Raw genomic sequence first — 22,176 nt, forward strand, 5'->3', positions numbered from 1 at the left:
CCGTCAGCCGCGGGCGGGCAGCAGGAAGGTGCCGGTGGGCGGGTCGGCGTCGGCGGGCAGGAACAGCCGTTGGACGGCGGCCACGACCGCCTGCGCGACGGTGCTGCGCAGGCGGGCGTCCAGCAGCAACAGGCGGTCGACCGGGTGGGAGAGGTAGCCGCAGTCGACCCGGACGGCGGGCATCCTGGTCATCCGCAGGATGTCCCAGGTCTTGGGGTGCGAGCCGCAGTCGAGCATCCCGGTGCGGGCGATGACCTCGCGACGCACCAGGTTGGCGAACTCCTCGCCGACCGTGGAGCTCGCGCCCGAACCGGTGCCGTAGTAGTAGCTGGCGACCCCGCGGGCGTGCGCCGACCCGTGGGCCTCCATGTGCAGGGAGAGGAAGAGGTCGGCGCGGGCCTGGTTCGCGAAGGCGGTGCGGTCCTCGGCGGTCGGGTCGACGGTGCGACCGCGGGTGAGGTAGACCGTGGCGCCGGCGGCAGCCAGGCGGCCCTCGATCCGGGAGGCGAGGTCGAACACCAGGTCGGACTCGGTGGTCTCCCCGGCCGTGTACCCGCTGTCGTCGCCGCCGTGGCCGGGGTCGATGACGATGACCCGGCCGATCAGGTGCGGCCCGGAGTCGACGAGGTAGGCGCTCTGCCGGAGCAGCTGCGGCCGGCCGCCGGTGACCCGGCGGCCCAGCTGCTTCAGCGCGCGGAGCGTGGCCGGGCCGCACGTGCCGTCGGCGGTCAGCCCGTAGTCGCGCTGGAAGGCGCGCAGCCCGAGCTCGGTGTCGGCGCCGAGCATGCCGTCGGCCCGGCCGGCGTCGTAGCCGAGCTCGAGCAACAGCTCCTGCAGCCGGCGGACGTCGTCGCCCCGGGTGGGCCGCTCCGGGTCGTACCGCAGCAGCCGGTCGCCCAGCGACCAGCGGGCCTCGTGCAGCGCGCGGTAGGTCTCGTCACCGACCCGGCCGTCGACGGAGAGCCCACGCACCTGCTGGAAGTGCCGGACGGCGAGCTCGGTCGCTGCGTCGTAGGTCGGCTCCTCGGCCCGTTCCGGTCGCGCCGGCTCATCGACCAGCAGGCCGAGGGAACGGAGCATGGCCTGCACCTCCGCCACGGCGGGGCCGGTGCTGCCAGGTCGCAGGACGTCCATGCGGAGGTCGTCGCTCCTCGCTCGGGTCGGGATGGCCGGTGGGTGACGCTGGAGACGATTGTGGCGGGTGTGCACGATCGAGCAGTGCACCGGGTTGTCCGTTGCCCCCGTCCGGGTGACCTTCGAGGGAACGAGCGAGGCCCGCCGGTCCGGGGGGACGGGCGGGCCTCACCGTGGTTCGCACACCGTGGCGGGGGCCACGGCGATCCGTCGGCCGGTGACCGGCCCGACGAGATCAGAGGTAGTCGGACAGGTCCGACAGGATGGCGCCCTTGGGCTTGGCACCGATGATGCTCTTGACCGGCTTGCCACCCTGGAAGACCGTCATGGTCGGGATCGACATGACCTGGTAGTCGCGGGCGATCTGCGGGTTCTCGTCGATGTTGAGCTTCGCGATCGTCAGCTTGTCGGCGTGCTCGGCCGCGATCTCCTCCAGCACGGGGGCGACCATCTTGCACGGCCCGCACCACTCGGCCCAGAAGTCGACGAGAACGGGCTTGTCGCTGCCCAGGACGTCACTGGCGAAGCTCGCGTCGGTGACGGTCACGGTGTTCTTGCCTGCCATGGTGCTGCTCCTTGCTCAGAGGGGACGGTGCAGTCTGTGGTTCAGCGCGGTCGGTGGTTCAGCGCTCGTCGAAGGTCTCGGCGAGCCAGCGCTCGGCGTCGATCGCCGCGGCGGCACCGGTGCCGGCCGAGGTGATCGCCTGCCGGTAGATGTGGTCGACGACGTCGCCGCAGGCGAACACGCCGTCGATGGTGGTGCGGGTCGTCGGGTGGTCGACCACCACGTACCCCTCGTCGTCCAGCTTCAACTGCCCGACGAAGAGCTCGGTGCGCGGGTCGTGGCCGATCGCCACGAACAGGCCGCTGACCGGCATCTTCTCGGTCGTGCCGGTGGCCAGGTCGGTCAGCTCGACGGCCTCGACCGTGGTGTCGCCGTGCACGTCGGTCACCTGCTTGCCCAGCGCCCAGCGGATCTTCGCGTTGTCCTGCGCACGCTTCTGCATGATCTTGGACGCACGGAGCTCCTCGCGGCGGTGCACCACGGTGACGGACTTGGCGAAGCGGGTGAGGAAGGTGGCCTCCTCCATCGCCGAGTCGCCACCGCCGACGACCACGATGTCCTGGTCGCGGAAGAAGAAGCCGTCGCAGGTGGCACAGGCGGAGACGCCGCGGCCGAGCAGGCGCTGCTCGTTGTCCAGCCCGAGGTAGCGGTACTTGGAGCCGGTGGCCACGATCACCGCGTGCGCCACGTGCACCTCGTCGCCCACCTTGACCACCTTGGGGTCGACGGTGAGGTCGACCTCGGTGACGTCCCGGGCCACCAGCTCGGCGCCGAAGCGCTCGGCCTGGGTGCGCATGTCGTCCATGAGCTGGGGGCCCTGGACGCCCTCGGGGAAGCCGGGGAAGTTCTCGACCTCCGTGGTGGTCATCAGGGCGCCGCCGAACTGCGAGCCCTCGAACACCAGGGGGTGCAGGTTCGCGCGGGCGGCGTACGTGGCGGCGGTGTACCCGGCGGGGCCGGACCCGATGATGATCAGGTCACGGATCCCGTCGTGCTCCGCCGGGGGGATGGCGGGCGGGCCGTCGGTCGAGACCGCGGGACCGGGCGTCGGCTGGTTCGTCGTCACGGGGCGCACAACCGCCAGCCTAGGACGCGCATTCCCGGCCTGACCCCTCCCGGGGGGCGGTTCAGCCGGCTGCGGTGACGGTGACCTCGGCCAGGTCGGCGCTGAAGCCGTCGTCGACGGGCACCAGGCCGGTCACCCAGACCAGCACGTAGCGGGTGGTGGCCGGCTCGGAGAAGGCCAGCACGTCGTCGCCGGTGAGCTCTCCCGAGGCGGCGACCGGGAAGGACTCCAGTGCGGCGCCCGGCGAGCCGCCGGTGCGCACCTCGACCGTCGCCCCGGGCTGGGTCGTCCGCAGCGCGACGCCACCGATCGTCTGCTCGCTGCCCAGGTCGTACAGCACGCCGACACCGGGCTTGAGGTTGCCGAAGTCGGCCGAGCCCCGGTAGGTCAGCGTCGACCAGGCGGTGCTCGGGTCACCGTCGTAGGACAGCGGGACGTCGTCGTCGTTCTCCGGCTCGCCGTCGCCGAACGGGTCGAAGACCGAGGCGCCGGTGATGGGCACGGGGGCCCCGACGGCCGGGGGCGCCGGAGCCTCTGCCGGGTCGGCCCCGGCGGTGACGCTCGGCTGCGGCGTCGACCCGGTCGGACCGCCCTCGACGCTGCCGGCCACGGAGAGCACGTTGGTGCCGAACCACCAGCCGATGGCCACGACCAGCGCCAACGCCAGCAGGGGCAGGCCGATCACGGCCAGCCGCCGCCGGGCGGACGACGCCGGCTCGGGGTCCGCCGGGTCGTCGTCCGCTGCGGCGAAGGTCTCGTCGAAGACCAGGTCGTCCTCGTCCTCGGCCCGGTGGCTCCCCGGCCCGGCGGAGGTCGGGCGCGGCAGGGCCCCCCCGGGCACGGGCGGCAGGCGGTGCCGGCCCATCCGGACCGGCTCCTCCTCGTCGTCCCCCTCCTCGGTGTCGGCGAGGTCGCGACGGTCGCGGAGGCGGCGCACCCAGCCGCTGTCGGTGAGACCGTCGGGCCGCGCGGTCTCCTGCGGGCCGGTGCGCGGGCGGTCGGCGAGCAGCGAGACCATCGTGCTGACGCTCGACAGGCCGGTGGCCGGGTCGGTCGACCGGGCCCGGCGCACCAGGGCGGCGAGGTCGGGCGAGGAGATCTCCGTGGAGCGGCCGCCGGTCAGGCACAGCTCCAGCAGCGCCCCGAGCGCGGTGATGTCGCCCTTCTCGGTGCCGCTGGCGGCCGGTACCGACAGCAGGCCCACCAGGCCGCCGGGACGCAGCACGACGTGCTCGGGGGTGAGGCCACCGACGGCCAGACCCACCCGGTGGGCCTCCGCGACCCCCTCGGCCAGCCGGCGGACCACCGCCCGGGCCTCCCGCTCCGACAGCGGGCCGTCGCTGGCGAGCCGGTCGGAGAGCCGGATGCCGTCGATCCACTCGTTGACGACGTAGGCGGCGCCGCCGGGCTCGCTGCGGCCGGTGCCCTCGGCGGCGTCGTAGACCATCGCCAGCGCGGGGGTGGCCAGCCCACCGGCGGTCAGCGCGCGGTTGATCCACTCGCGCGCGGCCGGGCCACCCGGGGTGTGCACCCGCAGGGCCACGTCGCGGTTGAGCACGCGGTCACGGGCGCGCCAGGAGCGGATGACGCCGGTGGGCGTCTCCTCGTCGGGCGCCACCTGGTCCAGCGGACGGTAGCGATCGGGCAGGCCGGTTGTCGTCGACGTCACGGACGCTGCCGACCCCCTGGTCACTCTCGGCCGGGAACGGCGTCCCCGGTTCCGGCCGAGCGGCGTCCGGTCACCGTGAGCGCCCGAGTCGAGCCCGGACCCCGGCCAGGACGCCCCGGAGCTCCGGGACACCGGCCATCACGGCACCCGCGACGACCGCGCTGCCGATGACCACGGTACCGAGGACGACCGTCCCGAGCGAGCCCGGTACCGACGTGCCCAGCGACCTGCCCGCGAGCGACACGGCGGCCCAGCCCAGCGCCCCGGCGACGGCCGAGACCGCGCCCATCCGCAGGACGGTGGTGCCGGCCTCGGCGCTGGCCCGCACCCCGAGCTTGCGGTCCAGGGCGATGGCACCCACGACCCAGCCGGCCACGTAGGTGGCGCTCGTGGCGATCATCAGCCCGGCCACGACGTGCTCCGGGTCGACCAGCACCGGCACGAGCAGCAGCAGCGGCACCCGGACGGCGACCATCGCCACCTGGATCAGCGTCGGGGTCCGGGCGTCCTTCATGGCGTAGAACACCCGCAGCTGCAGCAGCGTCACCGCCATCGGCAGCAGCCCGAACGCGCCCACCGCGAGGGCGACGCCCACCCCCCGGGCGTCGGAGACGTCGGCGTTGCCCCGGGCGAAGGCCACGATGCCCACCGCCGGCCCGAGGACCACCAGCAGAGCGGTCACCGGCAGCAGCCCGGTCGCCGACAGGCGGGTGCCCAGCGAGAGGTCGGCGACGACGCCGTCCATGTCGTGCCGGGCGGCCGCCCGGCTCATCCGGGGCAGGAGGGCGGTGAGCAGCGCGACGCCGATGATCCCGTAGGGCATCTGGAACAGCAGGCTGGCGTTGGCGAACGCCAGTGGGCCGAGGCCACCGGCGTCGGCGGCCTCGTTGGCCACGATGCTCGCGACGACGACGCCGACCTGGCTGACCAGCACGTAGCCGATCACCCAGAGCCCGAGCGTGCCGGCCTCGGCCAGGCCGGTGCCCCGCAGCCCCCAGCGGGGCCGAAGCGGCACACCGTTGCGGCCCAGCAGCGGCAGCAGCACGAACGCCTGCACGGCGATGCCCAGGGTGGTGCCGATGCCCAGCAGCCACACCTGGAAGGCGGTGATCGTGACCGGCGTCAGGTCACCCGGCCCGGCCGCCAGCAGGAACACCGCGCCGGTGGCGATGACCACGACGTTGTTGAGCACCGGTGCCCAGGCGGGCGGCCCGAACACCTGCCGGGAGTTGAGCACCGCCGTCGCCAGCGCCCCGATCCCGTAGAAGACGATCTCCACCAGCAGGATCCGGGCCAGCCAGTTGGCCAGCTCCACCTGTCCCGGGTCCTCCCGGATGCCCATCAACCAGGTCAGCGCCGGCGCCGCGAGCACGGCGACGACGGTGAGCACGGCCAGCCCGACGGTGGCCAGGGTGAGCAGCCGTTGGGTGTACCGCACGCCGCCGTCGGCGTCCCGCTCCTGGGCGGTGACCAGCAGGGGGACGACGACCGACGTCAGCACCCCGCCGAGCAGCAGCTCGTAGACGATGTTGGGCAGCGTGTTGGCCACCGTGTAGGCGTTGCCGACCAGGCCGAAGCCCAGGGCGGCAGTCAGCACGACGGTGCGCAGGAAGCCGGTCAGCCGGGAGACCAGGCTGGCGACGGCCATCGTCCCGGCCGCACGCAGGATGCCGCCGCTGCCCCCCGAGCGGCCCGGGCCGACGTCGGTGTCCTCCGGCTCGTCCTCGAGGTAGCGGGGCACGGCCGGGATGACCGGGATGAGCTGGGTGTCGTCCGGGCCGGGCACGAAGCGCCGGGGCCGGGCCGGCGGTGGGACCGGCGGCAGCGCGGCCCGCCGCCGGGCGCCGTCACCGGCGGAACGGTCGCCCACCGGCCGCGCCGCCGGGTAGCCGGCGGGGGGCGGTGGCAGCGGTCGCGCCGGGGTCGGCGGGGTCAGCGCCTCGGGTCGGTTGCCGACCACCGGGCCCGGGACCGGGGCGGGCGGGGTGGCCGCCGACCCCGGCTGCGCCCCCCGGTACGGCGGCGGCGGCAGTGGTGCCGGTGTCCGGGGTCGGGCGTCGGGTGAGTCGGCGCGCTGGTCCTCCGAACCCGCCGGTGGGCCGCTCACACCGGGCTCCGGGTCGGCGGCAGACCGGCTGCCTGGTCCGGGGTCGCTGCCGGCTCGCCCCGCCGGCGGCGCAGCACGAAGCGCACCGCCCGGCGGAGGAAGAGCAGAGCCAGCAGTGCGGCAGCGCCGAGGGTGATCGCCAGGGTGACCGGGCCGTAGGCGGTGCTCCGCACCTGGAGCTGCACCGGCTCGCCCAGGGGGCCCCCGGCCGGCGTGGTCAGCCGTGCGGTGACCGCGAACCCGCCGGACTGCTGGACGTCGGCCGGCACCTCGATCGTGGTGATCGACTCGGGCGCCAGCGTCTGCACGCCGATGTCCTCGGTGACCAGCCCGACGTTGCGCCGGCTCTGCAGGTCCAGCCGGACGTCGACGGCGAAGGGCAGGTCGTTGCGCACGGTGAGCACCAACGGGGCGTCGCTGGAGGCGAGGGTGTAGGTCCCGTCCGCCGGGGAGACGAGGCTGACCTGCTCACGGAGCCGGGCGACCGTGCCCTGCAGGTCGGTGACCGCGGCCTGGAACGCCTCCGGGTCGCCCCGCCACTGCGCGGACGCCGCCCGGGCGATCGCCGCGTCGTAGCCGGCCAGCGCCTCGTCGGCGTCGCCGACCACGGCGGCGGCGACGTCGTCCCGCACCCCCGAGGTCTCCACGATGCCGGCCATCGCCGCGCCCGACAGCCGGACGTCCGGGTCGGTGCCGGTCAGCTCCCCGACCTCCGCGGCCGGACCATCGGCCAGGGCCGCGACCGACGCCGGGGCCAGCCACGGCTGGGTGGCGGTGTCGCTCATCATCGCGGCCACGGTGCCCGGGTCGGGGTCGACCCAGCGGGGCGGGGCGACGAGGACGGTGGCGGGGGCGCCGTCCGGCTGCTGGGCGTGCAGCGCGGCGAGCTCGGCCAGGTAGCGCTGCTCGACGAGGCGCCCGGTCTCCGGCCGCAGGGTGGCGGCCTCGACGGCCTCGGCCAGTTCCCCGTCGGCGACCAGCGCGGTGACCGGCCCGCCGGTGGTCTCCAGCACGCCGCGGGCAGCCGCCGGGTCGCCGTCGTCCCCCACCGCCTGGTTGCCGTCGGTCAGCCCGTCCTCGGCCAGCACCACGGTGCCGACCCCGCCGGTGCCCAGGGTGGTCAGGGTGGTCTCGTCCAGGGTGCCGCCGGCCGGCCAGGCCAGGTCGGTGCGGGGCTGGACCCCGAGCACCTCCTCGACGACCCCGGCCCCCGCCCCGGTGGGGGTGGCGCCCGCAGCCGGCGCCGGGACGAGGGAACCGTCGGCGGTGCTGGGCTGCCGGACGGTGCCCGCGCCGGGCAGCGTGCGCAGGAGCGCCTCAGGCTCCCCGGCCGCCACCAGCGCATCGGCGTCCACGTCGGCGTACGGGAGGGCCACCACGTCGTGGTCGGCGGCGAGCCGGCGCAGTCGCTCGAGGAGCTCGGCCGCGTCCGCGGTGCCGGTGCCCTCCTCGCCGTCCGCCAGGTAGGGGCCGGCGGCCATGGCCGCCAGCTCCTCCAGCAGCGCCGGGTCGACGGCGAGGGTGACCGGCACGGCGGGCACCGTCTCGGCGGCCGTCGCGCCGGTGGTGCGCGGGAGCTGCTCGACGGTCTCCACGACGCGGTCCAGCCGGCCGCCGTCGGCCACCTGGGTGGCGAGGTCGTCGTCGGTGAAGGCACCGGTGGCGTCCCGGTGCGGGCGGTCGGTGACCGGCCAGAGCCACGCCATCTGGGTCGGGGTCGCGGGTACTGCCGACTCGACGACGAGGTGGGTGGACAGCTCGGCGGCCCGCTCGGTGACCCCGTCGTCCCGGGTGCCGTTGACGTTGACCAGCAGCGGGTACACGCCGTCGACGGTGAGCTGCAGCGCATCGGCCGGGCTCACGTAGCTGAACGTGCGCGTGCCGCCGGGCTCCAGCTCGCCGCCGGGCACCCCGAGGAAGGCGGTGGACGCCGCGGTGTGGTCACCCGGCCTCGCCAGGTCGTCGGCCAGCCCGCTGCGCGAGGTCAGCACCTCGCCCCGCTGCAGCCGCACCTCCAGGTCGTCGTAGGTCTCGGTGCTGTCGTTGCGGAGGGTCGCGGTCACCTCGACGGCGGCACCGGGGGTGACGGTGCGGGGTTCCAGCCGGCTCACGGTCAGCTCCAGTGGCCGGTCGGCCGAGGAGCCGGTGGAGCTGTCGGGGTCGCCCGGCGCGGCCTGCGCCGGGGCGGGGACGCCCAGCAGGCCGGTGACGACGGTCGCGAGGGCACCGAGCGCCAGCCGACGACCGCCCTCCCGGCGGCCACCGGCCGGCGTCGTCCTCGGTGCGGAGGTGCTGGGGCGGCCGTCGGCGCGGCCGGCGACCCGCCGGGTCACGCGCTGTCGGCCAGCAGGCCGGGCGCGCGCTCGACCAGGGCGCGCTCATCGGCGTAGGCCAGTCGCCCGCCGAGTTCGGTCAGGGGCACCCAGGCGACCTCGGTGACCTCGACGTCGGCGTCGGACAGCGCGCCGCCGGTGGCCCGGAGGAGGAAGTGGTGGACCGTCTTGTGCACGCGGCGGCCGTCGGCGACGAACCAGAAGTCGATGATGCCCAGGGGGGCGACGACCTGGCCGATGATGCCGGTCTCCTCGGCCACCTCGCGGACGGCGGTGTCCTCCGGCGTCTCGCCCGGCTCGATGTGCCCCTTGGGGAGCGACCAGAGCAGGCGGCCCCGGCGGTCGGTGCGGCCGATCAGGGCGGCGCGCGGCCCGGTGACCTCGTCGTCTGCGACCACCAGGCCTCCTGCCGAGGTCTCGTCGACCCGGCGCAGCCGGCGGCCGGGGCGCTGCCGCCCGCCCGTTCCAGCCATGCCAGCAGGGTAGCGCGCGGCACGGCACTACCCTCGACCGTCGTGTCAACCGACCCGTCGCGTCGCGCCCCCTCCGGCCCGACCCCGCCGCCCGAGCCCGTCCCCGCGGCGGTGCAGCAGACGGTGCGGGAGCTCGTCGAGGTCTCCCCCGTGCTGGTCGCCCTGGGCGAGCGGTTCACCGCCGCCGGTCACGAGGTGCACCTCGTGGGCGGTTCGGTGCGCGACGCCCTCCTGGCGGCCGGGACGGGACGGCCGCTGCCCACCGGCGACCTGGACCTGACCACCGACGCGCGGCCGGAGCAGACCCTGGAGGTGCTGCGGGGCTGGGCCAGTTCCACGTGGAACACCGGGATCGCCTTCGGCACCGTCGGCGCCGAGGTGCGCGGTGAGCGGGTGGAGATCACCACGTTCCGGGCCGACCGCTACGACCGGGAGTCCCGCAACCCGGAGGTCGCCTGGGGCACCTCGCTCACCGACGACCTGGCCCGCCGCGACTTCACCGTCAACGCGATGGCGGTCTCGCTGGGGCCGGACCGCACCGTCACCGACCCCTTCGGCGGGCTGGGTGACCTGCTGGCCCGGCGGCTGCGCACCCCGGGCCGGGCGGTCGACTCCTTCGCCGACGACCCGCTGCGGATGCTGCGCGCGGTCCGCTTCGTCGCCCAGTTGGAGCTGACCCCGGACGACGAGGTGGTCGAGGCGATGACCGCGCTCGCCCCCGAGCTCGGCCGGATCACCGCCGAACGGGTGCAGCACGAGTTCTCCCGCACCCTGCTGAACGACGCCCCCGGCCCCGCGCTGGACCTCTTCGTCGCCACCGGGCTGGCCGACGTCGTCCTGCCCGAGCTGGCCGCGCTGCGGATGGAGATCGACGAGCACCACCAGCACAAGGACGTCTACGTCCACTCGCTGACCGTGCTGGACCAGGCGATCGCCCTGGAGAAGGCGGACCCGGAGTCGCCGTCGCCGGACCTGGTGCTGCGGCTGGCCGCGTTGCTGCACGACATCGGCAAGCCGGCGACCCGGCGGCACGAGGACCGGGGCCGGGTCTCCTTCCACCACCACGAGGTGGTCGGCGCCAAGCTGGTGCGCAAGCGGCTGCTGGCGCTCAAGTACCCCAAGGACGTCGTCGAGGCGGTCTCCCGGCTGACCTTCCTGCACCTGCGCTTCCACGGCTACGGCCGCGGTGAGTGGACCGACTCCGCCGTCCGCCGGTACGTCACCGACGCCGGTGACCTGCTGCCCCGGCTGCACAAGCTCGTCCGCTCCGACTGCACGACGCGGAACAAGAGGCGCGCCGCGGCGCTGTCAGCCACCTACGACTCCCTGGAGGAGCGCATCGAGGTGCTGTCGGAGGCGGAGAACCTCTCCCGGGTGCGGCCGGACCTGGACGGCAACCGGATCATGGAGCTGCTGGAGATCCCGCCGGGCCGCGAGGTCGGCGAGGCGTGGCGCTTCCTCAAGGACCTGCGGCTGGAGCGAGGGCCGCTGGAGCCGGAGGAGGCCGAGGCCGAGCTGCTCGCCTGGTGGCGGGCCCGCGGCCAGGTCGGCTGACTACGGGGTCAGCGACACCCGCAGGGCCAGCGGGGCGTCGTCGGTGCGGCGGGCCTCGGTCCGGGCCCAGCGGCTGAACGCCACGGCGGTGAGCAGGTAGCCGGCGGCGACCCCGATCAGCAGCGCCCAGCTGACCCCCGAGGCCGGCATCAGGAACGCCCCGGCCAGCAGGGCCACCACGAAGGTGACGTTGAAGAGGGTGTCGTAGACGGAGAAGACCCGGCCGCGGAAGTCGTCGTCCACCGACTCCTGCAGCGTGGTGTCGACACAGATCTTGATGCCCTGCGCGACGAACCCCAGGACGAGGACGGCGGCCACGATCGCCGCCGGCCGGAACACCCCGCCCAGCACCAGCTGGCCGGTGCCGCCGAGCACGAGCAGGCCGAACACCCACGCGGCCTTGCCCCACCGGCGCACCGCCCATGGGGTCACCGCGGCGGCCAGCAGGGTGCCGATCGCGCCGGCCGCCAGCACCTGGCCCAGGCCGGCCAGCCCGCCCGGGAAGAGCCCGGTGTCCTCGGCGAAGGAGTTGCGGTAGAGCAGCAACGTCATGAGGGTCAGCAGCCCGTACATCAGCCGGTGCACCGCCATCACCGACAGGATCGCCGTCGCCGGGGGGTGCGCCAGCATGTGCCGGGCACCCGCCACCATCCCGTGCAGCACGTCCCGGGCGCTGACCGTGGCGGCCAGCGTGAGGTGGTCGGGGCCGAGGTGGCCGCGGGAGAAGCGGGAGACGATGGCGGAGGCGGCCAGGTAGGGCACCGCAGAGGCCAGTGCCAGGCCTGCGTACCCGCCGCTCGCGGAGCCGGTCAGCGCCGTCGCGCCGATCGCGACCCCGCCGCCGAGCACGGCCGCGACCGCGCCGGACGTCGTGGACAGCGCGTTGGCCGAGACCAGCGAGGGTGCGTCGGTGGTGTGCGGCAGCCCGGCGGAGAGCGCGGACAGCACGAAGCGGTTGACCGAGAACACCAGCAGGCCGGCGACGTAGAACCCGGGGCCCTGGACCCCCAGCAGGATCAGCGCCGCGACCACGACCACGAGGACGGCCCGCACCACGTTGGCCACCAGCAGGACCTGTCGGCGGCTCCAGCGGTCCAGCCACACCCCGGCGAACGGACCGACCAGCGAGTACGGCAGCAGCAGGACGGCGAACCCGGCGGCCACGTCGATCGGGTCGGTGGCCTGCTGGGGGTTGAACAGCACCGTGCCGGCCAGTGCGGCCTGGAAGACGCCGTCACCGAACTGGGAGGACAGCCGGGTGGCCAGCAGCCGACGGAAGTCACCACGCAGCAGGAGGTGACGCACGGTCGTGGGCGCCTGCTGCATCCCAGCCACACTACGTCGCCCGCGGTCGGCGGGCACCCGACGTCCGGCGGTCAGGAGGCGGACGGATCAGCCACCCCTCCGGCCCGTCCCTGATGCACACTGGAGGCGATGAACCCGGTGCCCTCGTCACCCGAACCCGAGCATCGCCCCACAGCCGGCAAGGCTGCGGGGCGGAGCAGGCGTACCGGCATCCCGGCGCTGTCGGTCGGCTCGCTGGACGACGTCCGGCCGGGCTGCCTGCTGGTCGCGATGCCGACCCTGACCGACCCGACCTTCGCCGGCGCGGTCGTCTACGTCCTGGACCACACCGACACCGGCACCATCGGGGTCGTGCTCGGGCGGCCCAGCGAGGTCCGGATCGGCGACGTCCTGCCGGGGTGGTCGGAGCTGGCGGTCGAGCCGGGCGTCTTCCACGTGGGCGGGCCGTGTGAGGCCGACACCGCCCTGTGCCTGGCCACCCGCCGGGGCAGCGAGCCACTGCCGGCCGACAGCGGGCTGCGCGCGGTCGCCGGGGCGGTCCACCTGGTCGACCTGGACAGCGACCCGGCAGAGCTGGACGGCGAGATCGGCGGCCTGCGGGTGTTCGCCGGCTACGCCGGGTGGTCAGCCGGGCAGCTGGCCGGCGAGCTCGCCGAGGGCGCCTGGGCCTGCGTCGCCGGGATCCCCGCCGACGTGCTGACCGGCGCCTCCGGACCCGAGCTGTGGCGGTCGGTGCTGCGCCGCCAGTCGGGTCGGCTCGCCGTGCTCTCCACCGCCACGGCGGACCCCTCCGCCAACTGACGCGGGCGCCTGACCGACATGCCCGCGTGTCGACTCCCGGTGGCGGCCAGGACCTGGTAGGAATGAGCCCGCAGGAGGGGGCGACCTGGGGAAGAGGCCGCCCCCTCCTGCTCTGTCGTTCACAGGCCCAGCGCCGCCGCGATCTCCGGGTGCTCCGTGAGGCTCACCGTGTCGCCCTCGGCCGGGAGCGTGATCTCCCGCTCGCCGTGGTCGGCCAGGGTGATGGTGACGGGCACGCCCTGCAGCGTGGTGGCGTACTGCACCAGCAGCTCGCTGTCGGCGGCCACGGCGATCGTCGTCCCGGTGGGGTTCTGGAACACCGAGGCGAGCTCCCCGTTGATCGACCGGCTGCCCGCCCAGGTGTAGCCGGCGAAGGACTGCGGGTCGTCCGCCGTCGTGGACGCGAGCCTGGGCACCATCTGGACCAGCACGTCCAGCAGTGAGGCCGTACCGCCGGCCTGCGTGGTGGCGATCGGTCGGCGCACGTACGTGGCGGGTGGGAGGCCGGCCTCCTCGAGCTCCTCGGCCAGCCCCGGCACGTCGCCCTGCCAGAGGTCCTCGCCGGTGAAGAAGAGGGTGCGGGTGTCCTCGGGGCGCCCGTCGGCGTAGCTGGTGGCGGCCTGGGCCCGGCCCGTCCCCTCGGTGAAGTCGATCTCGCCGGTGAGCGTGAGGACGGAGCCCTCGGCGTAGGGGGCGGTCACCTCGAAGTCGGCGCCGCCCTCCTCGCGGTCGGCGTAGAGCACCTGACCGAGGACCTCGGCCTCCGCGGAGCTCACCGGGTCGCCGGGGACGCGCTGTGCGGTCTCGTCGTCCCCGCACCCGGCGAGCAGGGCCAGCACCACCAGCAGGGCGGGCACGAGCAGTGGCGGGCGACGCAGCGGCATGCCTCAACACTAGGAGCCGGTGCCGGCCCCGGACGCGGAACGGCCCGCACCCGGTGCGGGGTGCGGGCCGTTCCGTGGTCGGGCTGTGTCAGCGCTCGACGTCCCCGCGGATGAAGGCCTCGACGGCGTCCCGGGCCTCGCTGTCGCTGTACTGCACCGGCGGGCTCTTCATGAAGTACGACGACGCGGACAGGATCGGCCCGCCGATGCCGCGGTCCTTGGCGATCTTCGCGGCCCGGACGGCGTCGATGATGATGCCGGCCGAGTTCGGGGAGTCCCAGACCTCGAGCTTGTACTCCAGGTTCAGCGGGACGTCGCCGAACGCGCGGCCCTCCAGGCGGACGTAGGCCCACTTGCGGTCCGACAGCCACGGCACGTGGTCCGACGGGCCGATGTGCACGTTGCCCTTGCCCATGTCCCGGTCGACCTGGCTGGTGACCGACTGGGTCTTGGAGATCTTCTTGGACTCCAGGCGCTCCCGCTCGAGCATGTTCTTGAAGTCCATGTTGCCGCCGACGTTGAGCTGCATGGTGCGGTCCAGCTGCACGCCGCGGTCCTCGAACAGCTTGGCCAGCACCCGGTGGGTGATCGTGGCGCCGACCTGGCTCTTGATGTCGTCACCGACGATCGGCACCCCGGCGGCGGTGAACTTGTCCGCCCACTCCTTGGTGCCGGCGAGGAAGACCGGCAGCGCGTTGACGAAGGCGACGCCGGCGTCGATCGCGGCCTGGGCGTAGAACTCCGCGGCCTGCTGGGAGCCGACCGGGAGGTAGCAGACGACGACGTCGGCGCCGGACTCCCGGAGCGCGGCGGCCATGTCGACCGGAGAGTCGTCGGACTCCTCGACGATCTCGCGGTAGTACTTGCCCAGCCCGTCGAGGGTGGTGCCGCGCTGCACGGTCACGCCCAGCGGCGGCACGTCAGCGATCTTGATGGTGTTGTTCTCGCTGGCGACGATCGCCTCGGAGAGGTCGCGGCCGACCTTCTTGGCGTCGACGTCGAAGGCGGCGACGAACTCGATGTCGGAGACGTGGTACTCGCCGAACCGGACGTGCATGAGGCCGGGGACCGACGCGGTCTCGTCGGCGTCCCGGTAGTACTCGACGCCCTGGACGAGCGATGCGGCGCAGTTGCCGACGCCGACGATGGCGACCTTGACCGATGCCATGAGATGACTCCCTCCGACGGACCCGACCCGGGTCCGGACTGTGTGCGATGGGTGCGGTGCAGTGGTTCAGGTGGTGCAGCTCAGGTGGTGCCGTCGTCCGGTGGCGTGGGCGACTGCTCAGCCCGGGCCGCCTCGGCGCGCGCGTCGTCGCGCTCGCTGTCGATGAGCTCGGTGAGCCAGCGGACCTCGCGGTCGACCGAGTCCAGGCCGTGCCGCTGCAGCTCGAGGGTGTAGCGGTCGAGCTTCTCCTGGGTGCGGCGCAGCGAGTCCATGAGCCGGTCGCGCTGGCGCTCGACGGTGCGCCGGCGGCCCTCCAGGATGCGCAGCCGCACGTCGGCGGCGGTGTGCCGGAAGAAGGCGAGGTGGACGCCGAACCGACCCTCGTCGTCGTAGGCCTCGGGCCCGGTCTGGCTGACCAGGTCGGCGAAGCGCTCCTTGCCCTCGGCGGTGATCGCGTAGACGACCTTGCCCCGCCGGCCGGTGAGCGCGGGGGCGTCGGCGGGGAGCAGGGACCGCGGGGTCGGGTCGTCGCTGGCGATCAGGCCGGCGGCCTGGAGGCGCTTGAGCGCGGGGTAGAGCGAGCCGTAGGAGATCGACCGGAGCCCACCGAGGACGGCGGCCAGTTCCTTGCGGAGCTCGTAGCCGTGCATGGGCGACTGCTGCAGCAGGCCCAGGATGGCGAACTCGAGCACGGCGCCACCTCCAGGTCTGCCGGCGTTCACCGGATCGATGTATCGGCACGATACATCTGGGCGCTGTACTGCGCGCAAGTCGGAGAGCCCGGCCACGGGCGCCTCACCAGCCCCATGTCGATCTCTGGAGGGACCATGACGCCCTGCTCAGTGCGTACATTGGCGGCCGTGCCCGGACGTCGGCCGGTGCTGGACGACGCGCTGGGTCGCCGCGACGCGGACCTCGCGAGGACCGCCGCCGGGCGGCGTCCCGCCGGGCAGCGCTGACGCGCTCCCAGTCGACACACAGCTGAAGACGTCACCCTGGGCGCCCAGGACCGCCTGCACCTCGGCGGCTGAGCACCCCACGACCTGCAGGAAGGGGCCCACCGCGTGCCTCCCCACGACGAGACCGCCCGCGTCACCCCCGGTGCCGGCTCGGTCCGCCGTCCCCCGCCGGCCCGGGCCCGCGCCGGCTCCGGCGGCAGCGGTGCAGCCGGTGCCCGCCGCCCGCCCGCTGCCCGGGCCCGGACGACGACGTCCCGTGACGGTGGTGCGCGTCCGGCGGCTCGGTCCGGTGGCGGCAGCGGCGGTGGCCGTCCCCCGGTGAAGCCCCCGACCGGTGGGCGGCGGCCCGGTGGCAGCAGCCGGCCGCCCGGTGGTGGCGGGAAGAAGGGTGCCAAGCCGAAGCGTCGGCGCTGGCTGAAGGTGCTCGCCGGGGCGTTCCTGAGCATGCTCGTGCTGCTGGGCGTCTTCGTGGGCGTGGTCTACGCCACGACCGAGGTGCCCACGCCGGAGTCGGTCCAGACCGACCAGACGACCGTCGTGTACTACGCCGACGGTGTCACCGAGATGGCCCGGCTGGGCAACGAGAACCGGACGAACGTCTCCCTCGGGCAGATCTCGGAGCCGGCCCAGAACGCCGTGCTGGCCGCGGAGAACCGGGCGTTCTACACCGACCCGGGCATCTCCTTCACCGGCATCGTGCGGGCGGCGTGGAACAACCTGACCGGCGGCTCCACCCAGGGTGGCTCCACGATCACCCAGCAGTACGTGAAGAACGCGTTCCTGACCTCCGACCAGACGTTCAGCCGCAAGTTCAAGGAGCTCTTCCTCGCGGTCAAGCTGGACAACGAGTACTCGAAGGAGCAGATCCTCGAGAACTACCTGAACACCATCTACTTCGGTCGCGGGGCCTACGGCATCGAGGCGGCGGCCACCACGTACTTCGGGGTGTCCGCCGCGGAGCTCAACCCGGAGCAGGGTGCGGTGCTCGCCGTGCTCATCCGGAACCCCAGCGCGAACGACCCGGAGACCAACCCGGAGGGTGCCCAGAACCGTTGGGGCCTGGTGTTGGACGCGATGGTCGAGCAGGGCTGGCTGGACGCCGCAGCGCGCGAGGCCGCCGTCTACCCGGCGGTGCTGCCCAACACCGGCAGCAGCTCCGGCATCCCGACCGGCCCGGAGGGGCTGATCGTGCGCCAGGTCCTCGCCGAGCTGGAGCAGCAGCCGTTCAGCTACACCCGGGACGACATCTACTCCGCCGGTCTGCGGATCACCACGACGGTGGACAAGGCCAAGCAGGACGCCGCGCTCGCCGCGGTGAACGACGTGATGGCCGGCGAACCGGAGAACCTCCGGGAGGCGCTGGTCGCGGTGGACCCGAAGACCGGCGGCGTGCTGGCCTACTACGGCAACGACCTGAGCAGCAGCGAGGACCCGGCGGTCGACACCACCGACTACGCCCAGGCGCTCAAGCAGCCCGGGTCGTCCTTCAAGCCGTACACGCTGGCCGCCGCGCTGCAGAACGGCTACAGCGTCGGCACCCGCCGCGACGGCAGCTCACCGCAGGAGTTCGACGACCGGCCCGGGCTGCCGGTGGTGAACTCCGGCAACGCGCAGTGCGGCAACTGCACGCTGAAGGAGGCGATGACCAGGTCGCTGAACACCACGTTCTACGGCCTGGCCTACGAGGTCGGTCCCGAGGTGGTCGCCGAGACGGCCCGGAAGGTCGCCGGGCTGCCGGCGACCTGGGACCCCAACCGGGACGACAACACGGTGCCCGAGGACCTGACCGGCTACGAGACGCTCAGCATCCCGAAGACCGACATCACCGGCGGCTCGATCGGCATCGGCGAGTACCCGGTCCGGCCGATCCAGCAGGCCGCCGGCTTCGCCACCTTCGCCGCCGGCGGGGTGCAGCACGCGACGCACTTCGTCGCCTCGGTCGCCGACAGCGCCGGCACGGTGCTGGGCACGGGGACGACCGCGACCACGCAGGCGGTGTCGGCGGAGGTGGCCAACGACGTCACCTTCGCCCTGACCGACGTGGCCGAGAGCTCCGACCTGCCGCTGGACGGCGACCGGCCGGTGGCGGCGAAGACCGGCACCCAGGGCGCGAACCGGACCGACAACTCCGACGCCTGGATGGTCGGCTACACGCCGTCGATCTCCACCGCGGTGTGGATCGGCACGAAGGGCACCGACGCCATCGTCAACTCCCGGGGGAACATCGTCTACGGCTCGGGTCTCCCGGGGGAGATCTGGCAGCAGTTCATGGACACCGTGCTCGCCGGCACCGCCGAGGAGCCGCTCCCGTCCAAGGCGCTGATCAAGGGCGACCCGGACAGGGGCATCCCCGAGCCGACGACGCAGGCCCCGGCCCCCACCACGAGCGAGGCACCGGAACCGGAACCCGCACCGGCGCAGGTCACCCGTCAGGCTCCGGCGCCCAGCCGGACGACGAGCAGCGCTCCGGCTCCGGCCCCCAGTCCGGTGCCCGAGGTGGTGGAGGAGGAGCCGGTCCCCTCCACCACCCCGGCCCCGGCCCCAGCCCCGACGTCGACGCCGACGCCGACGGTCGCGACCAACTGACCCGGGCAGCAGGCAGACTGACCGCGTGAGTGCGACACCGACGGGCCCGTCCGTTCCAGCCGACCGGCTGGGGGGCGGGCCCGAGGTGTCTGCGCCGCCGGAGCCGGACCGGATCGTGCCGACCTGGACCGACCCGGTGGCTGTCCAGGCCAGCGAGGCCGTGGGCGGTCCCTGGGGTCGGCACGCCGTCACCGGGCGCGCCCGGTTCTGGACACCGCTGCGGGTGTGCCTGCTCTTCACCGTCGTCGTGCTCGGTCTGGCCTGGCTGAAGCAGGCGCCGTGTGCCGGCGGCGACTGGTCGGGCAGCAAGCAGTACACGCACTTCTGCTACAGCGATCCCATCCCGCTGTTCTTCACCCACGGGGTGGGTGACGGGCAGGTGCCCTACCTGGACTCCGCCGTCGAGTACCCGGTGCTCATCGGTGCGTCGATTCAGGGCGCCGCGGTGGTCGCGCGCGCCTGGGACGGGCTCGCGGCGGGCATCTCCGGCGCGCCGGTGGGGAGCTTCTACGTCGTCACCTGCCTGCTGCTGTCGGCGCTGGCGCTGCTGGTCACCCGCGGCGTCCTGGGGCTGGCCGGGCGCCGGCCCTGGGACGCCGCGATGGTGGCGCTCTCGCCGCTGCTGCTGGTGCACGCCTTCACCAACTGGGACCTGCTGGCCATCGCGCTGACCACCCTCGGGATGTGGGCCTGGGCGCGCCGGCACCCGGTGCTGGCCGGCGTGCTGATCGGGCTGGGGATCGCGGCGAAGCTCTACCCGGTCATCGTGCTGGGCGTGCTGTTCGTGCTGTGCCTGCGCGCCGGCCGGCTGCGGGCCTGGCTGTCGGCCGTCCTGGCCGCCGGGCTGGCCTGGCTGGCGGTGAACCTGCCGGTGGCCCTCGTCGCGCCGGACAACTGGGCCCGGTTCTTCACCTTCAGCGACATCCGGCCGGCGAACCCGGAGAGCATCTGGGCGATCGCCCTGGACCTGACCGGCGAGCGGATCCTGGACGGCCCGCTCGCCGAGGGGCAGACCCCGTCGGTGCTCAACGCGACCGTCGCGGTGGTGCTGCTGCTGTCGGCCGCCGCGGTCGCCTGGCTGGCCCTGGCCGCCCCGCTGCGCCCGCGACTCCCCCAGCTGGCGTTCCTGCTGGTCGCGGCCTTCCTGCTGCTGAACAAGGTGTGGAGCCCGCAGTTCTCGCTGTGGCTGCTGCCGCTCGCGGTGCTGGCCCGGCCGCGCTGGCGCTCGCTGCTGCTCTGGCAGGCCACCGAGGTGCTGGTCTGGGTGATGACCATGCTCTATTACCTCGGTGCCGACGACAACGGCGTGGGCGTGGAGTGGTTCTACCTCGCGGTGATCGTGCGGGACGTCGCCGTCCTCGTGCTGATGGCACTGGTCGTGCGGGAGGTCTGGTCGCCGGACCGGGACCTGGTGCGCCGCAGCTGGCCGGGCACCGACGACCCCGCCGGCGGCCCGCTCGACGGCGCCCCCGACCGGTGGGTGCTCCCCCGGCCCGTGGGCCGGGCTCAGCCCGCGAGGGCCTCGCGCAGCAGGGAGATCTCCTCGACGTGACCCGCGGTGTCACCCGGGGTCTCCAGGACGACCGGGGCGCCGGCGGTGCGGGCCACGCCGACCAGCAGCTCCAGCGGGATCTCCCCGGCGGTCAGCGGCGCGTGCCGGTCACGGCCGGAACCGGCGGGGTCGCGGCTGTTGTTCAGGTGCACCAGGTCGATCCGGCCGGTGATCGCCCGGACGTCGTCCACCACCCGGGCCAGGTCCCATCCGGCCGCCCAGGCGTGGCAGGTGTCCAGCACGAACCCCGCGCCGAACTCGCCCACCGCCTCCCACAACCGGGCCACGGCGTCGAGGTCACGGGCCATCGCGTTGTCCCCGCCCGCGGTGTTCTCGATCAGCACCGGGACGCCGAAGCCGCCCTCGTCGGCCTGCCTGGCGAACGTCTTGCGCCAGTTGTCGACCCCGGCCGCCGGGTCGTCACCAGCCAGCACGTGACCCCCGTGCACGACCATGCCGCGGGCGCCGACGGCGGCCGACGCCTGGGCGTGCTGGCCGAGCAGCTTGCGGCTCGGGATGCGGATCCGGTTGTTGGTCGAGGCGACGTTGAGCACGTAGGGGGCGTGCACGAAGACGGCGACGTCGGAGCCGAGCAGCGCCTCGGCGTCCGGCCTCGGCTTCGGTGCCTTCCAGCCCTGCGGGTCGGCGAGGAACACCTGCACCGCATCGGCGTCCAGCTCGGCCGCGCGGGCCAGCGGGCCGCCGTCGGCCAGCTCGTTGTCCTCGGTCAGACCCGGTCCGACGTGCACGCCGATCAGCTGCTCAGCCACCCGCAGCAGAGTAGGCGCACCCGCCGTGCGGACCCGGTGGGTGGAGGGCACTGGTAGCCTGGCCGGTGCGCGTCCTCTCCTGCCTCCTGCAGGGCCGGGCGCGCGACGCATGTACGACCCTCCTGCTGCAGACACCCTGCGGCCGCTGAGACCAGAGGAGGTGGGGTTCTCCGTGCGTAACTACGAACTGATGATCATCCTCGACCCCGAGCTCGAGGAGCGGACCATCGCTCCCAGCCTGGATCGTTTCCTGACCGTCGTCACCAACTCCGGTGGCACCGTCAAGACGGAGATCTGGGGCCGCCGTCGGCTGGCCTACGAGATCGACAAGAACGTCGAGGGCATCTACGCGATCGTCGACATCCAGGCCGAGCCGGCCGCCGTCGCCGAGCTGGACCGTCAGCTGAACCTCAACGAGTCCATCCTGCGCACCAAGCTGATGCGCCCCGAGGCTCACTGACCATGGCCGGCGAGACCGTCATCACCGTCATCGGGAACCTGACGGCCGACCCGGAGCTGCGGTTCACCCCGTCCGGCGCCGCTGTCGCCAACTTCACCGTGGCGTCGACCCCCCGCACCTTCGACCGTCAGTCGCAGGAGTGGAAGGACGGCGAGGCGCTGTTCCTCCGGTGCAACGTCTGGCGTCAGGCGGCGGAGAACGTCGCCGAGTCGCTCACCCGCGGTTCGCGGGTCATCGTGTCGGGCCGGCTGAAGCAGCGGTCCTTCGACACGAAGGAAGGCGAGAAGCGCACCGTCATCGAGCTGGAGGTCGACGAGATCGGCCCCTCTCTGCGGTACGCCACCGCCAAGGTCACCCGCGCTGCGCGCAGCGAGGGTGGCGGCGGCGGGTTCGGCGGCGGCGGCAACAGCGGTGGCGGCGGCAACAGCGGTGGCGGTGGTGGTGGCTTCTCCGGTGGCGGAGCGAGCGACCCCTGGTCCACCCCGCCGGCGTCGTCCGACGAACCGCCTTTCTGATCCCCCCTCTCTGTACTGATCTCTGGAGAACCCAGTGCCCAAGCCTCCCCCCCGCAAGATCAAGAAGAAGGTCTGCCAGTTCTGCAAGGACAAGGCGACCTACATCGACTACAAGGACACGACCCTGCTGCGGAAGTTCATCTCCGACCGCGGCAAGATCCGTGCCCGCCGCGTCAGCGGCAACTGCAGCCAGCACCAGCGTGACGTCGCCGTGGCCGTGAAGAACAGCCGCGAGATGGCACTGCTGCCCTACACCTCCACGGCGCGCTGATCAT

Annotated in this window: 19 protein-coding genes; 7 read left to right on the top strand and 12 right to left on the bottom strand. The window is 73.8% G+C overall.

From position 1 onward, the window contains the following. Nucleotides 1-3 precede the first annotated feature (3 nt). From O2V61_RS10285 to O2V61_RS10315, 7 genes are all read right to left on the bottom strand, one after another. Nucleotides 4-1,134, bottom strand: coding sequence for an N-acetylmuramoyl-L-alanine amidase (locus tag O2V61_RS10285; protein ID WP_269183215.1), 1,131 nt, complete (start codon nucleotides 1,132-1,134; stop codon nucleotides 4-6). Nucleotides 1,135-1,369: 235 nt separating this feature from the next. Next, complete coding sequence (trxA, locus tag O2V61_RS10290; protein ID WP_014743508.1) at nucleotides 1,370-1,699, bottom strand: thioredoxin; 330 nt, start codon at nucleotides 1,697-1,699, stop codon at nucleotides 1,370-1,372. A 58-nt stretch (nucleotides 1,700-1,757) separates the two neighbouring features. Beyond that, the gene (gene trxB, locus O2V61_RS10295; RefSeq protein ID WP_269183216.1) at nucleotides 1,758-2,774 is read right to left on the bottom strand and encodes a thioredoxin-disulfide reductase; all 1,017 of its coding nucleotides are present in this window, start codon (nucleotides 2,772-2,774) and stop codon (nucleotides 1,758-1,760) included. Nucleotides 2,775-2,826: 52 nt separating this feature from the next. After that, nucleotides 2,827-4,434 carry a protein kinase family protein gene (locus O2V61_RS10300; RefSeq protein WP_269183217.1) on the bottom strand — a complete coding sequence of 536 codons (1,608 nt, stop codon included), beginning with the start codon at nucleotides 4,432-4,434 and terminating at the stop codon, nucleotides 2,827-2,829. 70 nt (nucleotides 4,435-4,504) lie between these two features. Continuing rightward, the gene (gene murJ, locus O2V61_RS10305) at nucleotides 4,505-6,304 is read right to left on the bottom strand and encodes a murein biosynthesis integral membrane protein MurJ (protein WP_269183218.1); all 1,800 of its coding nucleotides are present in this window, start codon (nucleotides 6,302-6,304) and stop codon (nucleotides 4,505-4,507) included. A gap of 233 nt (nucleotides 6,305-6,537) precedes the next feature. Beyond that, a complete protein-coding gene (locus O2V61_RS10310) occupies nucleotides 6,538-8,874 on the bottom strand; it encodes a DUF6049 family protein (RefSeq protein WP_269183219.1) in 2,337 nt (778 codons plus the stop codon). Then, nucleotides 8,871-9,347 carry an NUDIX hydrolase gene (locus tag O2V61_RS10315; protein ID WP_269183220.1) on the bottom strand — a complete coding sequence of 159 codons (477 nt, stop codon included), beginning with the start codon at nucleotides 9,345-9,347 and terminating at the stop codon, nucleotides 8,871-8,873. The genes O2V61_RS10310 and O2V61_RS10315 overlap by 4 nt, the downstream gene beginning before the upstream one ends. Before the next feature lie 42 nt (nucleotides 9,348-9,389). Here O2V61_RS10315 and O2V61_RS10320 point away from each other — a divergent pair, with 42 nt between their 5' ends. Continuing rightward, entirely contained in the window at nucleotides 9,390-10,901 is a 1,512-nt protein-coding gene (locus tag O2V61_RS10320; protein WP_269183221.1) for a CCA tRNA nucleotidyltransferase, read from the top strand. Here the strand turns inward: O2V61_RS10320 and O2V61_RS10325 are convergent, their stop codons facing one another. Beyond that, the gene (locus O2V61_RS10325) at nucleotides 10,902-12,227 is read right to left on the bottom strand and encodes an MFS transporter (protein ID WP_269183222.1); all 1,326 of its coding nucleotides are present in this window, start codon (nucleotides 12,225-12,227) and stop codon (nucleotides 10,902-10,904) included. It abuts the gene before it with no gap. A 108-nt stretch (nucleotides 12,228-12,335) separates the two neighbouring features. Between O2V61_RS10325 and O2V61_RS10330 the strand changes: the two genes are divergently transcribed. Continuing rightward, nucleotides 12,336-13,007: a YqgE/AlgH family protein gene (locus tag O2V61_RS10330; protein WP_269183223.1), complete on the top strand. Its 672-nt coding sequence runs from the start codon at nucleotides 12,336-12,338 to the stop codon at nucleotides 13,005-13,007. 119 nt (nucleotides 13,008-13,126) lie between these two features. On the opposite strand, the gene O2V61_RS10335 is transcribed toward O2V61_RS10330, so the two are convergent. The 3 genes from O2V61_RS10335 to O2V61_RS10345 all read right to left on the bottom strand — a co-directional run bounded on the left by O2V61_RS10335 (nucleotide 13,127) and on the right by O2V61_RS10345 (nucleotide 15,751). After that, on the bottom strand, nucleotides 13,127-13,891 hold the full coding sequence (locus O2V61_RS10335; RefSeq protein ID WP_269183224.1) for a hypothetical protein: 765 nt from the start codon (nucleotides 13,889-13,891) through the stop codon (nucleotides 13,127-13,129). A gap of 88 nt (nucleotides 13,892-13,979) precedes the next feature. Then, nucleotides 13,980-15,059, bottom strand: coding sequence for an inositol-3-phosphate synthase (locus O2V61_RS10340; RefSeq protein ID WP_269183225.1), 1,080 nt, complete (start codon nucleotides 15,057-15,059; stop codon nucleotides 13,980-13,982). A gap of 80 nt (nucleotides 15,060-15,139) precedes the next feature. Next, nucleotides 15,140-15,751 carry a PadR family transcriptional regulator gene (locus O2V61_RS10345; protein ID WP_269183226.1) on the bottom strand — a complete coding sequence of 204 codons (612 nt, stop codon included), beginning with the start codon at nucleotides 15,749-15,751 and terminating at the stop codon, nucleotides 15,140-15,142. Nucleotides 15,752-16,336: 585 nt separating this feature from the next. On the opposite strand from O2V61_RS10345, the gene O2V61_RS10350 reads away from it, so the two are divergent. Beyond that, nucleotides 16,337-18,604, top strand: coding sequence for a transglycosylase domain-containing protein (locus O2V61_RS10350; RefSeq protein ID WP_269183227.1), 2,268 nt, complete (start codon nucleotides 16,337-16,339; stop codon nucleotides 18,602-18,604). A 115-nt stretch (nucleotides 18,605-18,719) separates the two neighbouring features. Beyond that, nucleotides 18,720-20,156, top strand: a complete 1,437-nt coding sequence (locus O2V61_RS10355) for a glycosyltransferase family 87 protein (protein WP_269183228.1) — start codon at nucleotides 18,720-18,722, stop codon at nucleotides 20,154-20,156. Here the strand turns inward: O2V61_RS10355 and O2V61_RS10360 are convergent. After that, entirely contained in the window at nucleotides 20,111-20,926 is an 816-nt protein-coding gene (locus tag O2V61_RS10360; protein ID WP_269183229.1) for a deoxyribonuclease IV, read from the bottom strand. The genes O2V61_RS10355 and O2V61_RS10360 overlap by 46 nt on opposite strands. Before the next feature lie 172 nt (nucleotides 20,927-21,098). On the opposite strand from O2V61_RS10360, the gene rpsF reads away from it, so the two are divergent. Genes rpsF through rpsR form a run of 3 tightly spaced genes read left to right on the top strand, consistent with a single transcriptional unit; the run spans nucleotide 21,099 to nucleotide 22,172 of the window. Beyond that, entirely contained in the window at nucleotides 21,099-21,386 is a 288-nt protein-coding gene (gene rpsF / locus O2V61_RS10365; RefSeq protein ID WP_269183230.1) for a 30S ribosomal protein S6, read from the top strand. 2 nt (nucleotides 21,387-21,388) lie between these two features. Beyond that, the gene (locus O2V61_RS10370; RefSeq protein WP_269183231.1) at nucleotides 21,389-21,901 is read left to right on the top strand and encodes a single-stranded DNA-binding protein; all 513 of its coding nucleotides are present in this window, start codon (nucleotides 21,389-21,391) and stop codon (nucleotides 21,899-21,901) included. Between the two features lie 34 nt (nucleotides 21,902-21,935). Further along, complete coding sequence (rpsR, locus tag O2V61_RS10375; protein ID WP_036333041.1) at nucleotides 21,936-22,172, top strand: 30S ribosomal protein S18; 237 nt, start codon at nucleotides 21,936-21,938, stop codon at nucleotides 22,170-22,172. Nucleotides 22,173-22,176: the final 4 nt, after the last annotated feature.

It is taken from the genome of Modestobacter sp. VKM Ac-2985 (assembly GCF_026967925.1).
GTDB lineage: Bacteria > Actinomycetota > Actinomycetes > Mycobacteriales > Geodermatophilaceae > Modestobacter.